Source organism: Leptospira langatensis, from assembly GCF_004770615.1.
Taxonomy (GTDB): domain Bacteria; phylum Spirochaetota; class Leptospiria; order Leptospirales; family Leptospiraceae; genus Leptospira_B; species Leptospira_B langatensis.
Window position 1 is genome coordinate 82,798 of sequence record NZ_RQER01000006.1, and the last position, 17,901, is coordinate 100,698.

The 17,901-nt window shown below is 44.2% G+C and carries 15 protein-coding genes; 9 read left to right on the plus strand and 6 right to left on the minus strand.

Going from position 1 to position 17,901, the window contains the following annotated elements:
• Position 1: 1 nt before the first annotated feature.
• Positions 2-2,230, minus strand: a complete 2,229-nt coding sequence (locus EHO57_RS09690; RefSeq protein WP_135645265.1) for a carbonic anhydrase — start codon at positions 2,228-2,230, stop codon at positions 2-4.
• 205 nt (positions 2,231-2,435) lie between these two features.
• On the opposite strand from EHO57_RS09690, the gene msrA reads away from it, so the two are divergent.
• Positions 2,436-3,065, plus strand: a complete 630-nt coding sequence (msrA, locus tag EHO57_RS09695) for a peptide-methionine (S)-S-oxide reductase MsrA (RefSeq protein WP_135645263.1) — start codon at positions 2,436-2,438, stop codon at positions 3,063-3,065.
• Positions 3,066-3,117: 52 nt separating this feature from the next.
• Here the strand turns inward: msrA and EHO57_RS09700 are convergent, their stop codons facing one another.
• Positions 3,118-4,788 carry a helix-turn-helix domain-containing protein gene (locus EHO57_RS09700; protein WP_135645261.1) on the minus strand — a complete coding sequence of 557 codons (1,671 nt, stop codon included), beginning with the start codon at positions 4,786-4,788 and terminating at the stop codon, positions 3,118-3,120.
• Between the two features lie 648 nt (positions 4,789-5,436).
• Here EHO57_RS09700 and EHO57_RS09705 point away from each other — a divergent pair.
• Both EHO57_RS09705 and EHO57_RS09710 read left to right on the plus strand, forming a co-directional pair.
• The gene (locus EHO57_RS09705; RefSeq protein WP_135645259.1) at positions 5,437-7,203 is read left to right on the plus strand and encodes a hypothetical protein; all 1,767 of its coding nucleotides are present in this window, start codon (positions 5,437-5,439) and stop codon (positions 7,201-7,203) included.
• A gap of 17 nt (positions 7,204-7,220) precedes the next feature.
• On the plus strand, positions 7,221-7,664 hold the full coding sequence (locus EHO57_RS09710; RefSeq protein ID WP_135645257.1) for an LA_3150 family lipoprotein: 444 nt from the start codon (positions 7,221-7,223) through the stop codon (positions 7,662-7,664).
• Positions 7,665-7,754: 90 nt separating this feature from the next.
• On the opposite strand, the gene EHO57_RS09715 is transcribed toward EHO57_RS09710, so the two are convergent.
• Positions 7,755-8,762, minus strand: coding sequence for a PAS domain S-box protein (locus tag EHO57_RS09715; protein ID WP_135645255.1), 1,008 nt, complete (start codon positions 8,760-8,762; stop codon positions 7,755-7,757).
• Between the two features lie 446 nt (positions 8,763-9,208).
• Here EHO57_RS09715 and EHO57_RS09720 point away from each other — a divergent pair, with 446 nt between their 5' ends.
• The 3 genes from EHO57_RS09720 (at position 9,209) to EHO57_RS09730 (ending at position 12,006) form a co-directional block, all read left to right on the plus strand.
• Complete coding sequence (locus EHO57_RS09720) at positions 9,209-9,835, plus strand: glutathione S-transferase family protein (protein ID WP_135645253.1); 627 nt, start codon at positions 9,209-9,211, stop codon at positions 9,833-9,835.
• A 95-nt stretch (positions 9,836-9,930) separates the two neighbouring features.
• Positions 9,931-11,031: a PA0069 family radical SAM protein gene (locus EHO57_RS09725; RefSeq protein ID WP_135645251.1), complete on the plus strand. Its 1,101-nt coding sequence runs from the start codon at positions 9,931-9,933 to the stop codon at positions 11,029-11,031.
• 108 nt (positions 11,032-11,139) lie between these two features.
• Positions 11,140-12,006: an alpha/beta hydrolase gene (locus tag EHO57_RS09730; protein ID WP_135645249.1), complete on the plus strand. Its 867-nt coding sequence runs from the start codon at positions 11,140-11,142 to the stop codon at positions 12,004-12,006.
• Positions 12,007-12,162: 156 nt separating this feature from the next.
• On the opposite strand, the gene EHO57_RS09735 is transcribed toward EHO57_RS09730, so the two are convergent.
• Positions 12,163-13,368, minus strand: coding sequence for a hypothetical protein (locus tag EHO57_RS09735; protein ID WP_135645247.1), 1,206 nt, complete (start codon positions 13,366-13,368; stop codon positions 12,163-12,165).
• A gap of 424 nt (positions 13,369-13,792) precedes the next feature.
• On the opposite strand from EHO57_RS09735, the gene EHO57_RS09740 reads away from it, so the two are divergent.
• Together EHO57_RS09740 and EHO57_RS09745 are read left to right on the plus strand one after the other, a co-directional pair.
• On the plus strand, positions 13,793-14,611 hold the full coding sequence (locus EHO57_RS09740) for a hypothetical protein (protein ID WP_135645245.1): 819 nt from the start codon (positions 13,793-13,795) through the stop codon (positions 14,609-14,611).
• A 211-nt stretch (positions 14,612-14,822) separates the two neighbouring features.
• Complete coding sequence (locus tag EHO57_RS09745) at positions 14,823-15,719, plus strand: hypothetical protein (protein WP_135645243.1); 897 nt, start codon at positions 14,823-14,825, stop codon at positions 15,717-15,719.
• A gap of 3 nt (positions 15,720-15,722) precedes the next feature.
• Here EHO57_RS09745 and EHO57_RS09750 read toward each other — a convergent pair whose 3' ends face one another.
• Both EHO57_RS09750 and EHO57_RS09755 read right to left on the minus strand, forming a co-directional pair.
• Complete coding sequence (locus EHO57_RS09750) at positions 15,723-16,379, minus strand: DedA family protein (protein WP_135645241.1); 657 nt, start codon at positions 16,377-16,379, stop codon at positions 15,723-15,725.
• Positions 16,380-16,430: 51 nt separating this feature from the next.
• A complete protein-coding gene (locus tag EHO57_RS09755) occupies positions 16,431-16,775 on the minus strand; it encodes a hypothetical protein (protein WP_135645492.1) in 345 nt (114 codons plus the stop codon).
• Between the two features lie 134 nt (positions 16,776-16,909).
• Between EHO57_RS09755 and EHO57_RS09760 the strand changes: the two genes are divergently transcribed.
• A complete protein-coding gene (locus tag EHO57_RS09760; protein WP_135645239.1) occupies positions 16,910-17,815 on the plus strand; it encodes a prohibitin family protein in 906 nt (301 codons plus the stop codon).
• The last annotated feature ends 86 nt before the right edge of the window (positions 17,816-17,901 follow it).

The following is a 17,901-nucleotide window of genomic DNA, read 5'->3' on the forward strand; positions in this document are numbered from 1 at the left end:
CTTACTTGGAATATCCGTACAGACCACCTAGCTCTTTCGCCAGTCGGTCTTTGTAATCTACCTCACTGATCTGTCCCGTCCGGATATCGTACACCCAACCGTGGATCTCCGGAAATCCATATTTCGCCAATGCGTTCTGGATCATACCTGTCTTGTATAGATTTACGACCTGCTCGGCTACGTTGAGCTGGATCATCCTGTCTTCTCGTTTCTCTTCCGGAAGAGCGTCCAATTCTTCCCTGTGCTTCAGATACACATCCTTAATATGAGTGATCCAATTGTCGATGAGGCCTGTAGCCTGGCCTTTCAAGGCGGCCCTTACCCCACCACAGCCGGTATGTCCGCAAACGACGATATGCTTTACGTTCAAAACCTCGATCGCATATTGCACTACGCTGAATAGGGACATGTCATCCACAGAGACCACATTGGCAATATTTCGGGTCACGAAGATCTCTCCCGGATTCGTCTTGGTGATCACATTCACAGGGACCCGCGAATCACTACATCCAATGAACAGAACCTGAGGGGTCTGGCCTTCCGCATGTCTTGCAAAGAATTCCGGATCCACATCCGTCATCTCTTTTACCCAGGTCTCGTTATTGGAGAGAAGTTTCTGATAAGACTCGCTCATTTCCTTTTTCAAAGATTCTATATCGTTTTGCATATTCGGTATCCCTCCCAAGATAACCTTGATCCCCTTTCTATATGCGCTGTTCCGGAATTCATGGATGAGCTCTCTGATATCCAGGTCCAGATGCAAAGTCCTAGTACCATCGATCTCCAATGTGATCCCGCTAGGCTGACTTTCTAGAACACTCTTGATCTTGGCCTTATGAAAGAATCCTAGGTTCTCTCCTAAGACGATCCTTCTGAACTTTCCGTAGTTTTCTACCCGGACCACGGCAGTTCTATGATCCTCATAAAGCATAAAGACCAAAGAAGCCAATATCCCACAAAAAGTCCCGATCAGAACATTCGTGAAGATCGTAGTCAACACCGTCACCAGGAAGGGAAGAAAATGAGAATAGCCCTTATGCAACATCGTCTTGAATAAAGCAGGCTTGCAAAGCTTGAAGCCGGTCACGACGAGAATGGCAGCAAGAGAAGCTAAAGGAATAGTGTTCATAAATTTAGGAAAAAGTAATACACTTGTCCCGATCCAAACCCCATGCAACACTGCTGAAGTCTTAGATCTCGCTCCGGAGGCCGCATTCACGGAACCTCGAACAACCACGCTAGTGACAGGTATCCCTCCCAAGAGTCCGCAGGCCATATTCCCGAAACCCTGTGCCACCAACTCTCTGGACATGGGGGTCTTGCGATTCTCTCCATCCAATTTATCCACCACCTCTATGGACAGAAGAGATTCCAAAGAAGAAGCAAAGGCAATAGTCAAAGCCAGGGTCCAGACCCCGGCGAGATCCCAAGCGGAAAAGTTCGGGAAATCCAATTGCCCAAATAGATCGGAAGAATTCTGGAACACAGGAAGTGTCACCAAGTGATCCTGGCTCAAGGTTCCCCCCGGAAGAAGGTCTCCCAAGAATAAATTGGCCGAAGTCCCAACAGCGATCGCGATCAAGGATGCAGGTAAGAATTGGAACTTCTTCGCAAAGAATCTGTCCCAAACAAAGAACGAAACCAAGGAGAAGGCTCCGATCAAAAAAACATTCATCCTAAGATTCGGGATGGAATGTAGTAATACGGTGAATGAGTTGGTTTCCCTTCCTTCATGAGGATCATGATAGGTCTCATTGATATCCTCTCTCGTTAGATCGAATTCCTCGACACCAAATTCCTCGATATCGTAACCGATCAAGTGAGGCAATTGCTTGATGATCAGGATTAGACCGATTGCCACCGACATTCCCATTACGGTTGCCGAAGGAAGATATGCGGATAGGGCTCCTGCTTTCAAGATCCCAAGAAGGACTTGGACCATTCCCGCGATCAGTAGCGCAAGAAGGAAGATCTCGAAACTCCCCAGATCTCGGATACCGGAAAGTACGATCGCAGTCAAGCTCGCAGTAGGTCCCGAAACGCTCAAAGGAGACTTACTTAAGGCTCCTACTAGGATCCCTCCTATAAAACCGCCAATAATTCCGGAAAATAAAGGTGCTCCGGATGCGTGTGCAATTCCCAAACATAAAGGTATCGCTACCAAGAAGACGGAGATACTTGCAGGAAGATCGTATGTAAATTTCTCGCTTAGGTTTTTTATTTTTTTCATTTTAATACTCACTTAGTTCTATTTTTTTTTCGGTTCTCTCAATAAATCCCTCCCGAATAGCTATGGATCGTCCCGTAACTATTTCCAGACTCCTACGAAGATATTCATATACAATTGAATCGAATTCTTCTTTCGTTACCAGGACTTTTTTATGCAATTGCGAAGTCGATTTCGAAGAAGATCGAAGATACCAAGGACAGAAAAGATGATTAGCAGTAAGACCTTTGCAAAACGGTTTCGTTTCGCACTTTTGATTTTTATAATATCCTTTTATTCCAATTCTCATTTCGCAAAAGAAGCGAATAAGACCGAGACTGCAATATTTGCAGGAGGATGCTTCTGGTGTATGGAAGGCCCCTTCGAAAAACTTCCCGGAGTCATCTCCGCAGTTTCAGGCTATACCGGTGGAAAAGAAAAAAATCCCACGTATGAGGATGTTGGCTACGGAAGAACAGGACATAGAGAATCCGTAATGATCACATACGATCCCAAGAAGATCACCTACGAAGCATTATTGGATACATACTGGAGACAGATCGACCCTACCGATGCGGGAGGACAATTTGCAGACAGAGGAAATCAATATAGAACCGCGATCTATTATAAGAACGAGAGTCAAAGAAAATTGGCGCAAGAATATAAAGATAAGATAGGAGCCTCCAAAAAATTCTCCTCTCCTATCGTAGTAGAGATCCTTCCAGCAAGTGAATTCTATCCTGCGGAAGATTATCACCAAGACTATTATAAAAAGAATCCGGACCATTATCACAGCTATCGCAAAGGTTCCGGAAGAGAAGAATACGTAAATCGGGTCTGGGGAGTTCCTAAGAAATAAGAATCCAAAGACCGTTTCTCTAATTCAAAAAGAGAAGAGATTTTTGCGAGTCTTATTCGGTCGGTGCAAACGCTTCGCCCTGAGCATTGACGGGCGAGGTTTCCTTTCTTAAGAGTAGATCCTTTCGATACGCATTTGGATTTTGGCCGGTGATCTTCTTGAACTCCAAATGGAAAGCGGACTTGGAACTATAGCCCGCTCTCACTCGCACCTCGTTCGTAGTCATACTAGGAAATTCCAAAAGAAGCTTCTTAGCCTCTTCCACTCGATAGAGATTGATCAATCCTGGAAATGTATTCTTAAATTCGGTCTTTATGATCTCGGAGACCTGATGATTCCCGATCCCCAGATCCTTTGCTAGATGTTCCTCTTTCAACTCATGACGAAGATATACCTTATCCACTTCTAACAATTGCTTCATTTTGGAAACGGCACCTTCGACATCGATAGAGGCGACCTTGCTTTTGCGCACGATCGACTTGTTCTCGCCTTGCCCTTCCCAGATCCGCGCTTGTATCATCTTTCTTAAACAAGCGGTAACGATCACCGCATGAACCGGGAGATACGCAGGCGCCAGAAAGATCGCAATCCAATTGAATGGATTATAATCGAAATGATAAGTCGCCTTTAAGAAGAAGGCTCCTAGAAAAATACACCAGGATGCAAGATACGCCCTGGCATAGGGATCCGAACTTTTGAATAAGAAAGAATGAACATAATAGAAATACAGAACTAAAACGGACATTCCTCCCAGTAAAAGAAAGAATCTTTCCTCCGCCCAAGGGGTAAACAAGGGAACCAAAAGAAAGGAAAGTGCAAAGAAACAACCTAACACGAAGAACCAAACGGATCTGATCCTGATCTTAAAGAGTCCCGCTAAATGATATAAATGAGAATAGAAGAAAAAGTAAGAAGTGGTTAAGAACAAATAATAGAAATAATAGCCTAACTTGTTTTCCCAGCCGATCAGGGAATGTACAGTCCTGGAATGCAGTAAATAAAACCCGGAAAGTTGAACGAGTACCATTCCCGCAAAAGACAAAAATGCCGATTGCCTGAACCCGTACCAATAGACAAAGGAAAGTAGAACGCCTAGAACGGAAGACAGAATACAACCAATAATAAGCGAATTCCTAAGAACGGAAACACCTCCGAAAAAGGACTCGTCCATGAGATAGAGCGGAAAATTGATATAGGTAATCTCTTCATACGCATCTAAATGAATATAGTAAGTCTTGGTCGTATGAGCCGGGATCCGTATGATAAAGTTAGGATAAGGAGAAATTAAACCTCTCAGGCTCAGGGAAGAATGGTCCGAAAGCTCCATCTTTTCCAAGACACCTTTCGAATCATAAGAGCAGAGTTCCGCGTTCGGGACATTCACCGAAAGAAAAACGAGGCGTTTCGTCAAATCCAGACCTGAATCGTTACTTAAGGTAGATCGCAGCCAAGCACCTTTCGCGGTCTTTCTTACCCGTAAGACGTTTTCCATCGGGTTTAAATGCCACTCCCGGCTTTTCAGATCCTGCAAAGCCTCTTCCGAGCATAGACGAATCTCCTGATCCCTATGACGGTATTCGATATTGGTGCTTATATTTAAAGAAGGACCGGATCCTCCGATGGAGATCGGAGTCTCAGAGGAAAGAGGATAGACAGAAAGAAGGAACGCAAATGCTAAAAGCCCTTTCCACCCAGAGAACAGGAATGATAAACGGCATTTCATTCTTTTTCTAAGGAAAAGATAAGTTTTCAATCAGACACCCAAAAACCCTTTTTTGCAAATTTATTCCCACTAAACAGGTAAAACGTCAAACAAAATGCCGGAAATGAACCGGATATTTGGCTCAGATCGCGAATTCTAAACGGATCTTGAAGCCTCAAAAGGAACAAATGAAAAAGAATTTTCTTTCAAGCGTTCCGGTCTTTTTTTAAATCTCCGCCTTTCTCTCTTTTAGAAACTTTCTAAATAAGATTCCAAAATTTAAATCTTGGAATCTATAGAAAAATATTTAGGCAACACTCTCTCAACTCCCTCGACACAATCATTACTATATTCAAAATTCGGAATACTATTTTCGGCCGTTTTCTCCTCTTTCCAGGATTCTCATCGACCATTATCCCCCACACAGGGACCATGCCCAACAATAGGTCATCCAGAAACCAAAAATTTCCTCACAATCCTCACCTCAAGGCGTCCCTTTGTATATTTTTTAAAAAATATACCGACCTCCCATTGCTTTATATTTTTATAATATTATAAAAATATAATATTTAATAGTAACAATCCCGTAAAGAGATCGTAACATATCGATGAAATACTCCTGGGAACGCGGAGAAACTGCTTCGCGCAAGCATATTCCAGGAAAAAAGAATGAAAAAGTGGATTGGACGCGTTATGCTTATTGTGGCATTCGCATCTACAACAGGGAGCGTTTTTGCTCAGGATCTTTATATGGATCAAACGACCGGTCAGGTCTTCGCAGCTCCGGGACCGAATCGGGTTAAGTTAAAAGACGAAGATAACGGTAACGACAAGAAGGATAAACCTTCTGCTACAGATGCAAAAGGAAACACTGCAAATGGAGATAAGCATGAGAGCGGCCTTATCCAAGATCATAATTTCTTAAAAGGTTATGAATTTACCGATGTTCCTAATCAATCTGCACATAGACCCGCCGATCCGCAGAAAGAAAAACTTACTATCTATGGTCGCTTGCAATTCAGAGGTATCTCAGGATCCCAAGACACTAACTTTAGTAACGGCAATAGTGATTTCCAAGCGATAGACTGGAACGTTCGCCGACTCCGATTGGGAGCCATGTACGAAGGCGCCGACTGGTGGGGAGGCGTTATCAATATTCGTCTGGAGAACCTGGTCGCTCGTCCCGAACTTTCTCCCGCAAAGACCACAAACGTTTGTACGAATGCAGGTTGTACAACAACTGCGGCTGCAGTAACTACACCAAGCACACTTTCTAATAATAGAGGAGCGATCCAAGAGGCGGTGGGATGGCTACAGTCCAAATTTGCGAATACTCGTCTTACATTCGGACAGATCAATGTTCCCTTCAATAGGGAGTATATAGGATCTTCTCAAAACATGGTGAACGTAGAACGTTCCATGATCACCGCAGCACTTCCGCAGTTCGATATGGGGGTCATGTTAACCGTACACCCTTTAAAAGAGATCTTCGGACCTAAATATACTCAGTACTTAGCATTGAACGGTTACGTCGGAAACGGACGAGGCGCCGGTGGGGACTACGGTACTGGAAGAAAAACGGATCTTTACAATACTCGGAATGGTAACGCAACGAATGTTCTTACCTCACCTACTTATGTTTGGAGGGTAACATTCAACCCTCTCGGCGGTCTTGTAAACCAAGTCGGTAAAGAAGTCGGCTGGCATGAAGGAGAGGAGATCTTCCAAAAGGAAACTAAATGGTCCATCGGTGCTTCCGGATGGCAAACCGAGAATTTCGCTACGATCAATAACTCTACATTGAACAATATAGTAGACGCTTATCCTCGTGGAATGCCGAACATCGCAATGGTTACTCCTCAATCCACACCGGATGGAGGAACCTCCGCATTGTATGGGATCCCTTTCTCTTATCCTGGATCTTCCTCGACGAGCTTGGTACAAAACAATTCCACCACTCCCGGGACTCCAAGGTTCGGGCTCATCGCTCATAACTATGATACTACCTTTACATCAAACGGATTCTATCTGAACGGTGCATTCACCAAAATGAGCGGCCCTGCATCCAATAATACTACTGGATATCATGTAACTGTCGGATATAATATCCCGATCCTTTCGAAGTACTATATCATGCCTGTACTTCGTTATGATTATCTGCAAGGAGATTACAATCGGAACGGCAAGATCGATCCTCAAGATACGTTTAAGTCTTATTGGGCAGGTGTGAATATCTTCTTGGATAAACATCTAATGAAGATCCAAGTCTTTTATAATAACTTCCACACTATGTTAGGACAGGACGCTATTACGGGAGCTGCTAAGCCTTTGGACAATCAGGTAATCATCGTCCAGGCCCAGTTCAGCTTCCAAACAGGGGTCACCACAAAGGAAAAATACTACTCCGCAGCCGAAGGCCGCTATAGAGCGGAATAATGCGTAAGGGAAAGAACATGAAACATATCAGATCTATAACGATTTTCTTAAGTATCGCGATCTTCGCAGTATCCTGCGCGAAATCCAACGAAGTAGACAGCGGAGGACTCTTCGCATCCGTACTCGCCAATCCTGTAAACGACGGAACCCTTTCCGTTGTGAACATGAAAACAAACGATGGGATCTCGTACCAAGGAACTTGTTACGATAGCTTCAAGCAGATCTTTAGCGGCACCAGTGTTTCCGGGACGACATTCTATAATGCGACCCTAGGATTCCTACACATCGCTCCTCCTCTGGAAAGCGAGAAGTCTTCTAAAAGCACCTGTTCTTCTTTAGGATTTTCCGGATCGGGGATCTTGGAAAAGGACGCAAACGATAATTTCGAGTATAAGCTCTATTACTGTAACACAGACATAGGAGCTTGTTCGTACAAGGGGATCCAAGCCTCAGGGTTGTAAGCCAAATTTTTACAGAGTTACTGACTATGCGGGGGAGACCCCGCATTTTTTTTGCCTTAGGGCAACGCGATGAGGGAAGATCTTAAAGGATCATGCTCCCAATAAGCGGAATAAATAAATGGTAAGCCTTTGGAGTTTATCCCTTTCCGGACCGGGAATCTCCTTCTCCAGATCTATTGTCTTTCTATAGATGGATTTCAAGTGATTCTTCATGGTCCCAGGATGGATCCCTAGATCTTCACTGATCTTGCTCTTATCCCTTCCGGAAGCGATTCCTGCACAGATCTCGGTTTCCTTCTTAGTCAACTTTGTCTTTTCTCTTAGGGTCAGGATCAAAGCGTCTCTATCCATACCTTCTTGCTTTTTGATAGCGTCGGTAGAAAGTCTATTGAGATCGTTCGCAACGGAATTGCTTCTCGCTTCGGAAGAAGATTCCGAATTCGCGGAAATAGTGCTTAAAAAACTGGAAACCTCTCCGTTCTTATCTCGGATCGGGAATACATTCTGTTTCCAATCGGAGACTTTTACAAAACCGTTCTTCGAGTTGCCGATCACAACGGAGCCTTGTAGTACATTCTCCCAAAACTCATCGTAAAAAAGTTTGGCGGAGCTTCCTGACTGGAATGCTTTTGGGGTCTTGCCGATGAGTTCATTCTCTTTCAAACCGGAGATCGCTTCGAATTGTTTATTTACTGCGAGTATCACCCCTGCTCTGTCAGTAAGGAACATTCCGTTCTGGGATTGTTGAAAGGCCTTATAGAGTGCGTCTTTCTTCTCAGCTTCCGACTCTACTTCTTCCTTAAATACGAACAGGAAGGAAAGATCCTCTTTAGAATCCGGCATTAGATAAACATGTTGTTTCGTTGGAAGAAAGCTTCCATCTCTCTTTTTCAAGCGAAGAGCTCTTCCCGCAAAATCACCGGACTTAGATACATTAGGAATGATTACAGTCTCTAGATACTTGAGATCGGTTTCGGACAGAAAATCCGAAAAGCTCTTTGCAGAGTCCGCCGAGGCTATGCCAAGAATCTCTCTGCCATTTTCGTTTACATGAAGGATGCGCCCTTCCGAATTGCAAATGAACAAAATATCAGGCATACTTTCTTGCCTTTGGATTATTTCTTTAATATTTTCCAAAACTAAGATCCATCCGATTCTTACGAATCATAAGTTTCGATCCGCATCATCTTCATCAAAGAGAAATGGAAGCATCCAAAACTCTGAGAGACAAGGATCGATCTTATAGTTTTCTAAGACTTACATTTTCGAAAAAATCCCACAGCCCATAAGGAATTATAAAATAAGAGAAGAAGATAACGAAGATCGATCGAACATAAGGTACACACAGGCTTGACATACTTCTTTAAATACAAAAGACACAATTTCCCGCGAACGAATGCTCCAATCCTAAAGGATATCCTAAGATCATTTAGCAAGTTGCGTGATGTACAATAGACGTACATTTTATACAAACTCCTTCTTAGAAACTAAATACAAAGGATTAGTTTCTTGCTCTATAACGACCTTCTTAGAAATTCAAAGTTATGAGCGAGCTAACACTTGTAATAGGGAATAAAAACATCTCTTCTTGGTCCTTCCGACCTTGGATCCTTTTGAAACAATCCGGGATCTCTTTCCAAGAAATCCCGATGAAACTTTTCACAGCAGAATACGCTGCCTCCATAGATAAGCATTCTCCTTCCGGCAAGGTCCCGGTGTTAAACGACAACGGATTACAGATCTGGGACTCCTTAAGCATTTCTGAATATTTGGCAGAGAAGTTTCCGGAAAAGGAGCTTTGGCCCAAGGACACTGCCACAAGAGCACAAGCCAGATCGGTAGTAGCCGAAATGCATTCCGGCTTCTCCGCAATGAGAACTCATTTAGGTATGAATTTCTGCGGAAGAATAAGCAAGGACATCCCAGCAGACGCACTCAAGGACATTACGAGAGTGCAAGCTATCTGGAGTGAATGTCTGCAAACTTTCGGGGGTCCATTCCTATTCGGAAAGAAATTCGGGATCGCCGACGCATTCTACGCGCCTGTAGTAGCTCGTTTCCAGACCTACGGTGTGGAATTAAGTCCTAAGGCTTCCGAATATGCGAACACGATCTCAGGACTCCCAGCGTACCTGTCCTGGGGAGAAGGAGCTAAGGCAGAGCTCCAGTAAATCTCTTACCTAGGGCGAAGAAAAATCGACCTTGGGTATTTTTATCTAAATATATTTTTGCTTTACTTATGTTTAGTATTTGATCTCATCTATGTATGAGATCAAAGAAGCGAGGCACAGAAAAGCGCCCACCAAGTCGGTTCGATCCGATCCAAAGAGAGGCTTGGTGGGAGGATCGCAATGTGGATCCGGAGGAGGATCCTGCCCCTTCTACCCATTTCTATTGGGAAGATTCTAAAAGTATTCTGACCAAGAACAAATCCCCTGATATTCCGTTCGAGGCTAGCATCAATCCCTATCGCGGCTGCGAACACGGATGTATCTATTGTTTTGCGAGACCCAACCATTCTTACGTGGATCTTTCTCCGGGTTTGGATTTCGAGACTAAGATCTTCGTAAAAAAGAATCCTGCGGAGCTTCTCATCGAAGAACTTAGAAAAAAGAAAGGAGCCGTGAGCCCAATCACCATCGGGACTGCAACAGATCCTTACCAACCGGGAGAAAGAGTGTATAAAAACACTCGCAGCATACTCGAAGTGCTCTTGGAATTCAAACAACCGGCAGCAATCATTACTAAGTCTTCTTTGATCCAAAGAGATCTGGATCTACTTTCCAAACTCGGAACGCTCGGATTGATCAAGGTACTCTTCTCGATCACAACCTTGGACAAAGAACTTTGGTCCAAACTGGAACCGAGAGCCCCGGCTCCCGGAAAGAGAATGGAGACCGTAAAGGCGCTTACGGATGTAGGAGTTCCTACAGGAGTATTATTCGCACCGGTGATCCCATTCATCAACGACTCGGAGATGGAAACTGTTTTAGGGACAGCCGCACAATTAGGAGCAGAATCCGCAGGCATGGTGTTCTTACGATTGCCCTTAGAAGTGGCTCCCTTATTCGAAGACTGGCTTTCCCGCCACTACCCTCTTAAGAAAGAAAAGGTGTTACGGGTCATCTCCGAAGCCAGAGGAGGGAAACTCTATGATGCAAAATGGGGAGAAAGAATGAGAGGAACAGGCAGCTATGCGGATCTATTACAAAAACGGTTTTCTCTTTCCATCCGGAAATTTGGATTAAATCGAAGAAGCCAGCTCAGAACGGATCTTTTCACTATTCCCAATCAATATAAGAAAAAGAAGAAGGGACAAGAAGATCTGCTACCCGGTTTATTTACCGATGAGCAAAGTCCTACCTGATCTATTTCGCATCATAAAGGAATCATCACGTTCGTTCAAAATAGAGAAAGAATCGAATTAAAAAGAAATTTCCTTCCATAATTTTTAGATTTCCTAGATCCTTGCCCAATGACTTGGGAACAAAACTATCATCTAGAAGACGGAACCTTTGCTGGAGCCGGAGACGTATCCATCTATTACAGAGCGTATCGTGCAAAAGACGCATCCAATCCAAGGACCCTGGTTGTCCATCATGGGATCGGAGAACATGGAAAGAGATATGATAATCTAGTAGAAGCTCTCTCCGGAAAAGAATATAATATTTATCTAATAGATGCCAGAGGTCACGGGAAATCCGGAGGCAGTAGAGGAGTAGTCACACATTTCAACCAGTTCCTTGCGGATCTGGATCGATTGATCGGGATCGCCAAACAAAAAGAAAACGCAAAAAAAGTAACTCTCCTAGGCCATTCCATGGGGGCACTTATTTCTCTTTTCTATGCGGGAGAACCTTCTTACCAAGCAAATCTGGATCGTCTCGTACTAAGCGGCTTACCGATCGCAGTCAAAACGGATCTGGTAATGAACATAAAGAAAGGCGCAGGAAGTCTTTTAGCAGGAGCTTTCCCGACCTTAACGGTTCCTACCGGATTGGACGTAAACGCTCTTTCTCACGACAAAGAAGTAGTCAAAGCCTATAAAAAGGATCCTTTAGTCCACGGTTCCGTGGGCGCATACCTAGGAGACTTCTTATTGAATTCGAAAGAAAAGGCCTTAGAAAAAGCCGCGAAAATCCAGATACCAGTGTATATGTTCCATGGCAAAGAAGACGCTATCGCTCTTTCTGTCGGAACGGATGAGGCTTTTGAGGTAATTCCTGCCGCAGACAAGACCAAACGCGTTTACGAAGGATTGTATCATGAAACCATGAACGAGCTTCCGGCAGACAAAGCCAAAGTCTTGGGCGATCTAGTGAACTGGTTGCAAACCCACTAATCCCAATTTCACGAGTACCAAAAAAGTAAAAAGCCCGGTCTTATTACCGGGCTTTTCTTTTAGCTGTCGACTACTGATAAAGAAATGTAGAGGCGAATCGATCCTGAAATTTGGGACAAACCTGTCTCAGGCAGCTATCGCTCTTGAGCAAAAATCCTATTTTACCATATCCTGTAGCTGTTTGATCTTTTGGTCCTTTTCGGGAGCTTCCCAAGCCTTTAAGGAGAAACTATTCATACTGTATTCTTTGGTAGTGAATTTCTCCTTATATGGCGCTACCAATTCCTTGTCAGGCTCTGTCGTCTTAGCAGCCAGGATCTTCTTCATGCCATCTTCTCCCTGACCGAACCAATCCGGATCCACTGCAAGATTTACCCTATGACCTCTCAATTGTGTCAGTGCATACGGGCCTTCGTAATCACTTTCCCGTATTAGCTTTCCATAAAATAGAAAGTCCACTTCTTGTCGACCCGCAGCTAACTTTCCGTCGAAGGAAGCCCAAGCAATAGGTTCTCCATTTGCCGCGTTGACCAGATTTCCTTCCAAATGATACGTTCCCGCCTTGAATATATTCAGACCCGCCTTTACGTTTAGAGAGCCCTCTTTCGCATTATCCAAGAAATAGCCGCTCCACTCCGCAGGTTGATTCGGAGAAGAGAAGAAAGAGGTCATTAGTTTTCCCTGTTTCTTCTCCTTGCCATAGACAAATTCCACTTCTAAGTACATGTCCCCCCAATCCTTATAACTCGGTCTCCATTCGAAGGTGAACACATTATCCTTAGCTCGTACATCCCCGTCGATCCCATGATCGTTCCCATACGGAGGAAGCGCAGGATACTTGATCCCGTCGAATTCCTTCCAAAGCTTTACATTACGAACATCTAATGGAGCTCTTTCGTAAGTCGGACCGAAACATTCCAAAGTGATATGAAGAGGATCCTTGATCCCGATTGCCGCCCATTGCAATGGTTGCAATTTGCAAGAGTAACCATTCCCCTTTTTGTCTTGGGGATGATCCACCATAGGAATAGCCACGAGAGGAATGAAATAAGGATCTAATAAGTCCGAATTGTACTTTGTAAGAGGACGGGAGTTAGGCGGATATTCTGCCCATTCCAAATAATCCTTCAGCACTTTCTCAGGGGGAACGGCCTGGTCCAGTTTCTCCAGGTAGTTTGGATCGTCCGCCTCAGAAGAACCTCCGCCAGGAGGACCTCCCTTTGCCATCCATTCTGCTTTTGCTTTCTTCTCTTCTTCCGATAAGAACCAACCGTTCTCTTCGGCCTCATCCCTTAATAGATAAAAAACTAAGGCCACTACAAGAGCAAGTCCAAGGTAGATAAAAATTTTTTTTCGATTCATTCAGGCGATCTTTCTATTCCTATTCGGCTCACCTGTATATGAATATATGGAAGCTAGCTCAACCCTTATTTTATAGAAGGACCTCTTCTACCCCACCATAACCCTTTCGGTTTAGTTTTACTAGAACGTATTCATTTGCACACTGCGCAATGGTTTGTCGATTCAACGAGTTACACCGAAATTTCTATTCCCAACGGTTGTTTTAAAAAACTTATAACAAACAGAGTATGCTATTGTAGCGATCGCTATATATTATATTTTTCTTATATTATGTATTTCCTTTTTACATTTTTGTATTTGATCTGTTATGTTAAAAAGAACCCAATCCACTTGACTCTAAACCCCCTTTCACTCATACTTGTAGACCGGGAAAATCAAGTGACCTGGTTACTTGGCCTTCCCAAAAGATCGGAGAATAGAGAAGATGAAAAATTGGAAGAGTATGATATTGGGATGTGTTTTCGCATCATTGTTTGCTGGCTCGCTTTCCGCGCAAACCTACACGGTTTTCATTCACGGAAAATCTGACAGCAACCACAATGGAGTGGGAACTACGGACGTGAATAATTATTGGGGAACTGCACCGAATTCTGTTTCGGGAGCAAAGATCTTCGTCGGATACGATGGAACTTCTGACCCAAGAAATTATGGAACCGCTCGTGCTCAGACCAATATCACTACGGGCTTGAATACATATTGCAAAGGTTCCAACTCTTGCAAGATCGTATGTCATAGCGCGGGTTGCTATGCAATCGAGTACTGGCTCTCGAATTTAGGAGGAACCACTTCTAGCAAAGGCTATAACCTTACGAAAGTAACGGCATTGGCTTCCGCTTCCGGTGGATCCGAGCTTGCTTCCGCCCTGAACGGTATTACGTTCGGATTCGCTGGTAACGCTATGGATAAATCCTTGATCGTTGGCACCGCTCGCGGCGCATACAATCACAATACCACTAATGGTATTACAGTGTACCAAGTACCGGGAACCAAAGGTATGATCGGTGCTTCCTTGATTCTTCCTGGAGAAGACGATTACGCAGTCGCATTCCACTCTTCCTGCGCTTACAATAAAGCAGGCGGTTTGGATGTTTGCCAATCGTCAGTGACACAGTACGAAGGTATTTGGCCGTTCGGTTCGAACGTAACTTATACCCAATTCCAAGGTCATACAAGAGCTCCTTCCGTTGGATCAGCGGGACTGTATTTAAACCATAGTGAATTGAAAAACGAAGGCTGGAGATAATATCCGGCTCAAAGCGCGTCGATTCCGACGCGCTTTTGTTTTCTTCGCTTAAGCTACCCACCTTATTTTTTCCTTTTCAACTCGAATAAAACCCTTTTAAATAGGATCTTCCTATCCTTACGGATCGGCGAAGATATATTACAGGATCGATAGCAAGATGGATCGATTCATTACTCTATAAAGGTCATACTCTCCCGGTATATTAGAAATTATGAAACTTCTTTGGATCGCGCTCCCTATACTATTGATCTCCTGCTCTCAGATCCGTTGGAAACCCGCAAGCCTCGCTATAGAAAGAGGATGGTCCGAATCGGGAAAGAACATCGTACAGACGGAAGTATTGTATGAAGAGAAGGAACCATGGAATCCTTTGACCGGCACCACGATCAAAAAGAATTATCGTACTAAGTTCAGGATCTACGATCTGAACGAACCGCAAAAGATAGACGGTGATCCTCCTATCTATTCCTATGAGATCAATTCCTGGACCCTGCCAGGCTCCGTATACTTTCATTCCGAGACGAATCGCTTGTTCTGGATCCAAGGTTCGAATGACGAGTACGGAAGTGTCGATCGATTCCCCGCAGTCTGGTCTCCCAAAGGATTTCATTCTTTTGATCCGAAAGGTTTCTTAAAGGAGGGTCAGACCATTCTTCATTTCGTTCCTTCTCCTGACGGAGGAACTGCAGCATTGATCTTGGGTATATTGGATGCAAACCTGGAGATCCAATCCCCTACTCTAGTACTTGCGGATGTAAACGGGCAATCTTCTTCTTTGGACAGCTCTTATTCTGAATTCGTTTTAAAAGAATGGAATGAAACGCCGGAGTACAGGATACGTTGGTCGGAGGATTCTTCTGTTCTGTTTGTTCGAGTAAAAGATGCGGTCTTTAAAGCCAAGGAGAAGGCTAAGAAATTGGAGCAAGCAAAGGAGTTCCCGCGTTGTTTCTTTCCACCTTCCAATTTCGGACCGGTAGGGATCAGTCCGGCAGGAAGCGGAGGAGACTCGGACCGCAAGAGAGATATGGAATCCCCTCCGTTTAAACGTTATAAGGACAAACCCTTTGTGAGGAATATCTCACAGATCAGGGATTGCCCTTCTTCTTGATGATTAACTCTGTGAACGTCGTCTTGCTTTTCTGGATTCTCTGATGAATTCTATGACGGCAGGCATCACGGAGATCACGATGATCGCAAGGATCACGATCTTAAAGTTTCTCTGAACGAATTCTAGATTGCCGAACTTATATCCGCCTAGTGTGAATACGACGATCCAGAGGACTCCTCCTACAATATTATAAAGAATGAATTTAGTGTAGGTCATCTTTCCGATACCCGCTACGAAAGGAGCGAAGGTACGGATGATCGGAATGAATCTGGCAATGATGATCGTTTTTCCGCCATATTGCTCGTAGAATCTGTGGGCCTTTTCCAGATGCTTTTTGTTCAGGAAAGGGATCTTTTCTTTGGATAGGATTTGGTCTCCCGCCAGATTGCCGATGGAATAGTTCACTGTGTCGCCTAAAATGGCGGCGATGATGAGCAGCACCAGAACGGTTGCCAGATCCAGACTTCCCCTAGCGGCGAAGGCACCTAAGGCAAAGAGAAGACTATCACCGGGAAGGATAGGAGTCACCACTAGACCAGTTTCGCAGAAGATAATTAAGAATAAGATCAGATAGATCCAAGTGCCATAAGCCAGGATCAACGCATCCAGATGTTGCTCCAAATGCAGAAAAAAGTCCAAAACGAATTTGATGGTTTCCAAAATCTTGCCTCGAAGTCAGATTCGGGGGCCGTTCAAGGAAGTCAAACGTCTTCACGACTCCGGAAAGAGGCCTGTTTGATCACCCACATGCTTGTAGATCTTTGTAGGGTAATTTAATCGTATTTTTTCGGAGGAAACTCCTCTCTTATCGGGTCTTATTCTAGCATCGAATTCCACAGGATCTCCTTGCTTCAGTCTTTGCTTTCTGAATCTGGTGGAATAGTAGAACTCTTGGGCATAGATCACCTTACGTCCCGAAACAAGCAGTCTTATGTCCTTGATCAGTATCCTGGATCTCTCCTCGTTCCTATGGACAAGGATAGAATCTACAACCCCTTTGAATCTGGTCCTGATCTTAGGTAAACCCTTTTGATCTTCTTCCCTACCATCGCCCATGAGTACCAAATAAGAGAAAAAGAATAGATTCGTACAACCGTTTTTCTTACCGTTCATTCCGATTCCCTTTCTGAGGGAAACGTTCCGAACTATAACCCGGTCCAATAATAAGATAGGACTCTCCGGAGATTTTTATGAACAGGTTTCACTTCTTTTCCCTTAAATTCAGCTGTCTTGCAGTCCTCCTCCTGGGCTTCATTGCAAGCACAGGCTGCTATACCAATATCCGTCCCGGAGAGGCCGGACTCAGGTATCATCCTCTAACGAGTGGTTTACAAAGAGATCTATTGACTAACGCTCTTTATTTCTACGCTCCTTGGAACGATATCATTCTATATCCGACCCAATGGACTTCTTACAAAGAAAAAGTAGACGTTCTTACTAGAGACGATTTGACCATTAACGTTGTTGCAGCGGTCATCCTCAGGCCTGTTCCTAGCGAGATCTATAACCTGCAGATAGAGATCGGTCCGGATTATTATGACAAGGTGGTCCGCCCTCAGTTTCGAACCTCTGTGCGTAACGCATTATCCGCTTATAGCATGATCCGAATTTCCAAGGAAACTCCTAAGGTCTCTTCCGATATCAGACAAGCCTTGGGAGACAAGCTGAGAGGAAAGCACATAGAGATAGATGATGTGATCATAGACGATATCGAATATAGCCGTCCTATCTTGACTGCGATCGAAGGTAAACTCACCAAAGAACAAGAACAGGAGCAGATGAAATTCGAGATCAATATCGCGAAGAAGGATGCGGAGATTACTGTCATCCATGCGGAGGCTAAGGCAAAATCCACTGCAATCGAAGCGGAAGGTAACGCACAGGCAATCGTGATCGAGGCCCAAGCGAAGGCAAAGGCTCAGAAACTCATAGCCGCTCAGTTGACCAAACAATACTTGCAGTTGAAAGCGTTTGAGAACCCGAATACCAAACTATTACTCGTTCCTACAGGCAAGGACGCATTGCCTATGATCTTCAATATGCCTGATTCAGGAAGGATCCCTACCGCTCCCGTAGATACGACTCCTCAACCTTGATCCCATATCTCCTCCCGTCGTACGCGGGAGGAGATCCCATCGCTCTCTCCCTATTTTCACCTTCTCAAATCCGTTCTTACTAAGCG

Coding starts and splice junctions, on each gene's coding strand:
- EHO57_RS09700 (WP_135645261.1), bottom strand. CDS start 4,788: ATGAAATGCCGTTTATCATTCCTGTTCTCTGGGTGGAAAGGGCTTTTA.
- EHO57_RS09715 (WP_135645255.1), bottom strand. CDS start 8,762: ATGCCTGATATTTTGTTCATTTGCAATTCGGAAGGGCGCATCCTTCAT.
- EHO57_RS09690 (WP_135645265.1), bottom strand. CDS start 2,230: ATGAAAAAAATAAAAAACCTAAGCGAGAAATTTACATACGATCTTCCT.
- EHO57_RS09755 (WP_135645492.1), bottom strand. CDS start 16,775: ATGGGCGATGGTAGGGAAGAAGATCAAAAGGGTTTACCTAAGATCAGG.
- EHO57_RS09705 (WP_135645259.1), top strand. CDS start 5,437: ATGAAAAAGTGGATTGGACGCGTTATGCTTATTGTGGCATTCGCATCT.
- EHO57_RS09725 (WP_135645251.1), top strand. CDS start 9,931: ATGAGATCAAAGAAGCGAGGCACAGAAAAGCGCCCACCAAGTCGGTTC.
- EHO57_RS09730 (WP_135645249.1), top strand. CDS start 11,140: ATGACTTGGGAACAAAACTATCATCTAGAAGACGGAACCTTTGCTGGA.
- EHO57_RS09760 (WP_135645239.1), top strand. CDS start 16,910: ATGAACAGGTTTCACTTCTTTTCCCTTAAATTCAGCTGTCTTGCAGTC.
- EHO57_RS09740 (WP_135645245.1), top strand. CDS start 13,793: ATGAAAAATTGGAAGAGTATGATATTGGGATGTGTTTTCGCATCATTG.
- EHO57_RS09720 (WP_135645253.1), top strand. CDS start 9,209: ATGAGCGAGCTAACACTTGTAATAGGGAATAAAAACATCTCTTCTTGG.
- EHO57_RS09735 (WP_135645247.1), bottom strand. CDS start 13,368: ATGAATCGAAAAAAAATTTTTATCTACCTTGGACTTGCTCTTGTAGTG.
- EHO57_RS09710 (WP_135645257.1), top strand. CDS start 7,221: ATGAAACATATCAGATCTATAACGATTTTCTTAAGTATCGCGATCTTC.
- EHO57_RS09745 (WP_135645243.1), top strand. CDS start 14,823: ATGAAACTTCTTTGGATCGCGCTCCCTATACTATTGATCTCCTGCTCT.
- msrA (WP_135645263.1), top strand. CDS start 2,436: ATGATTAGCAGTAAGACCTTTGCAAAACGGTTTCGTTTCGCACTTTTG.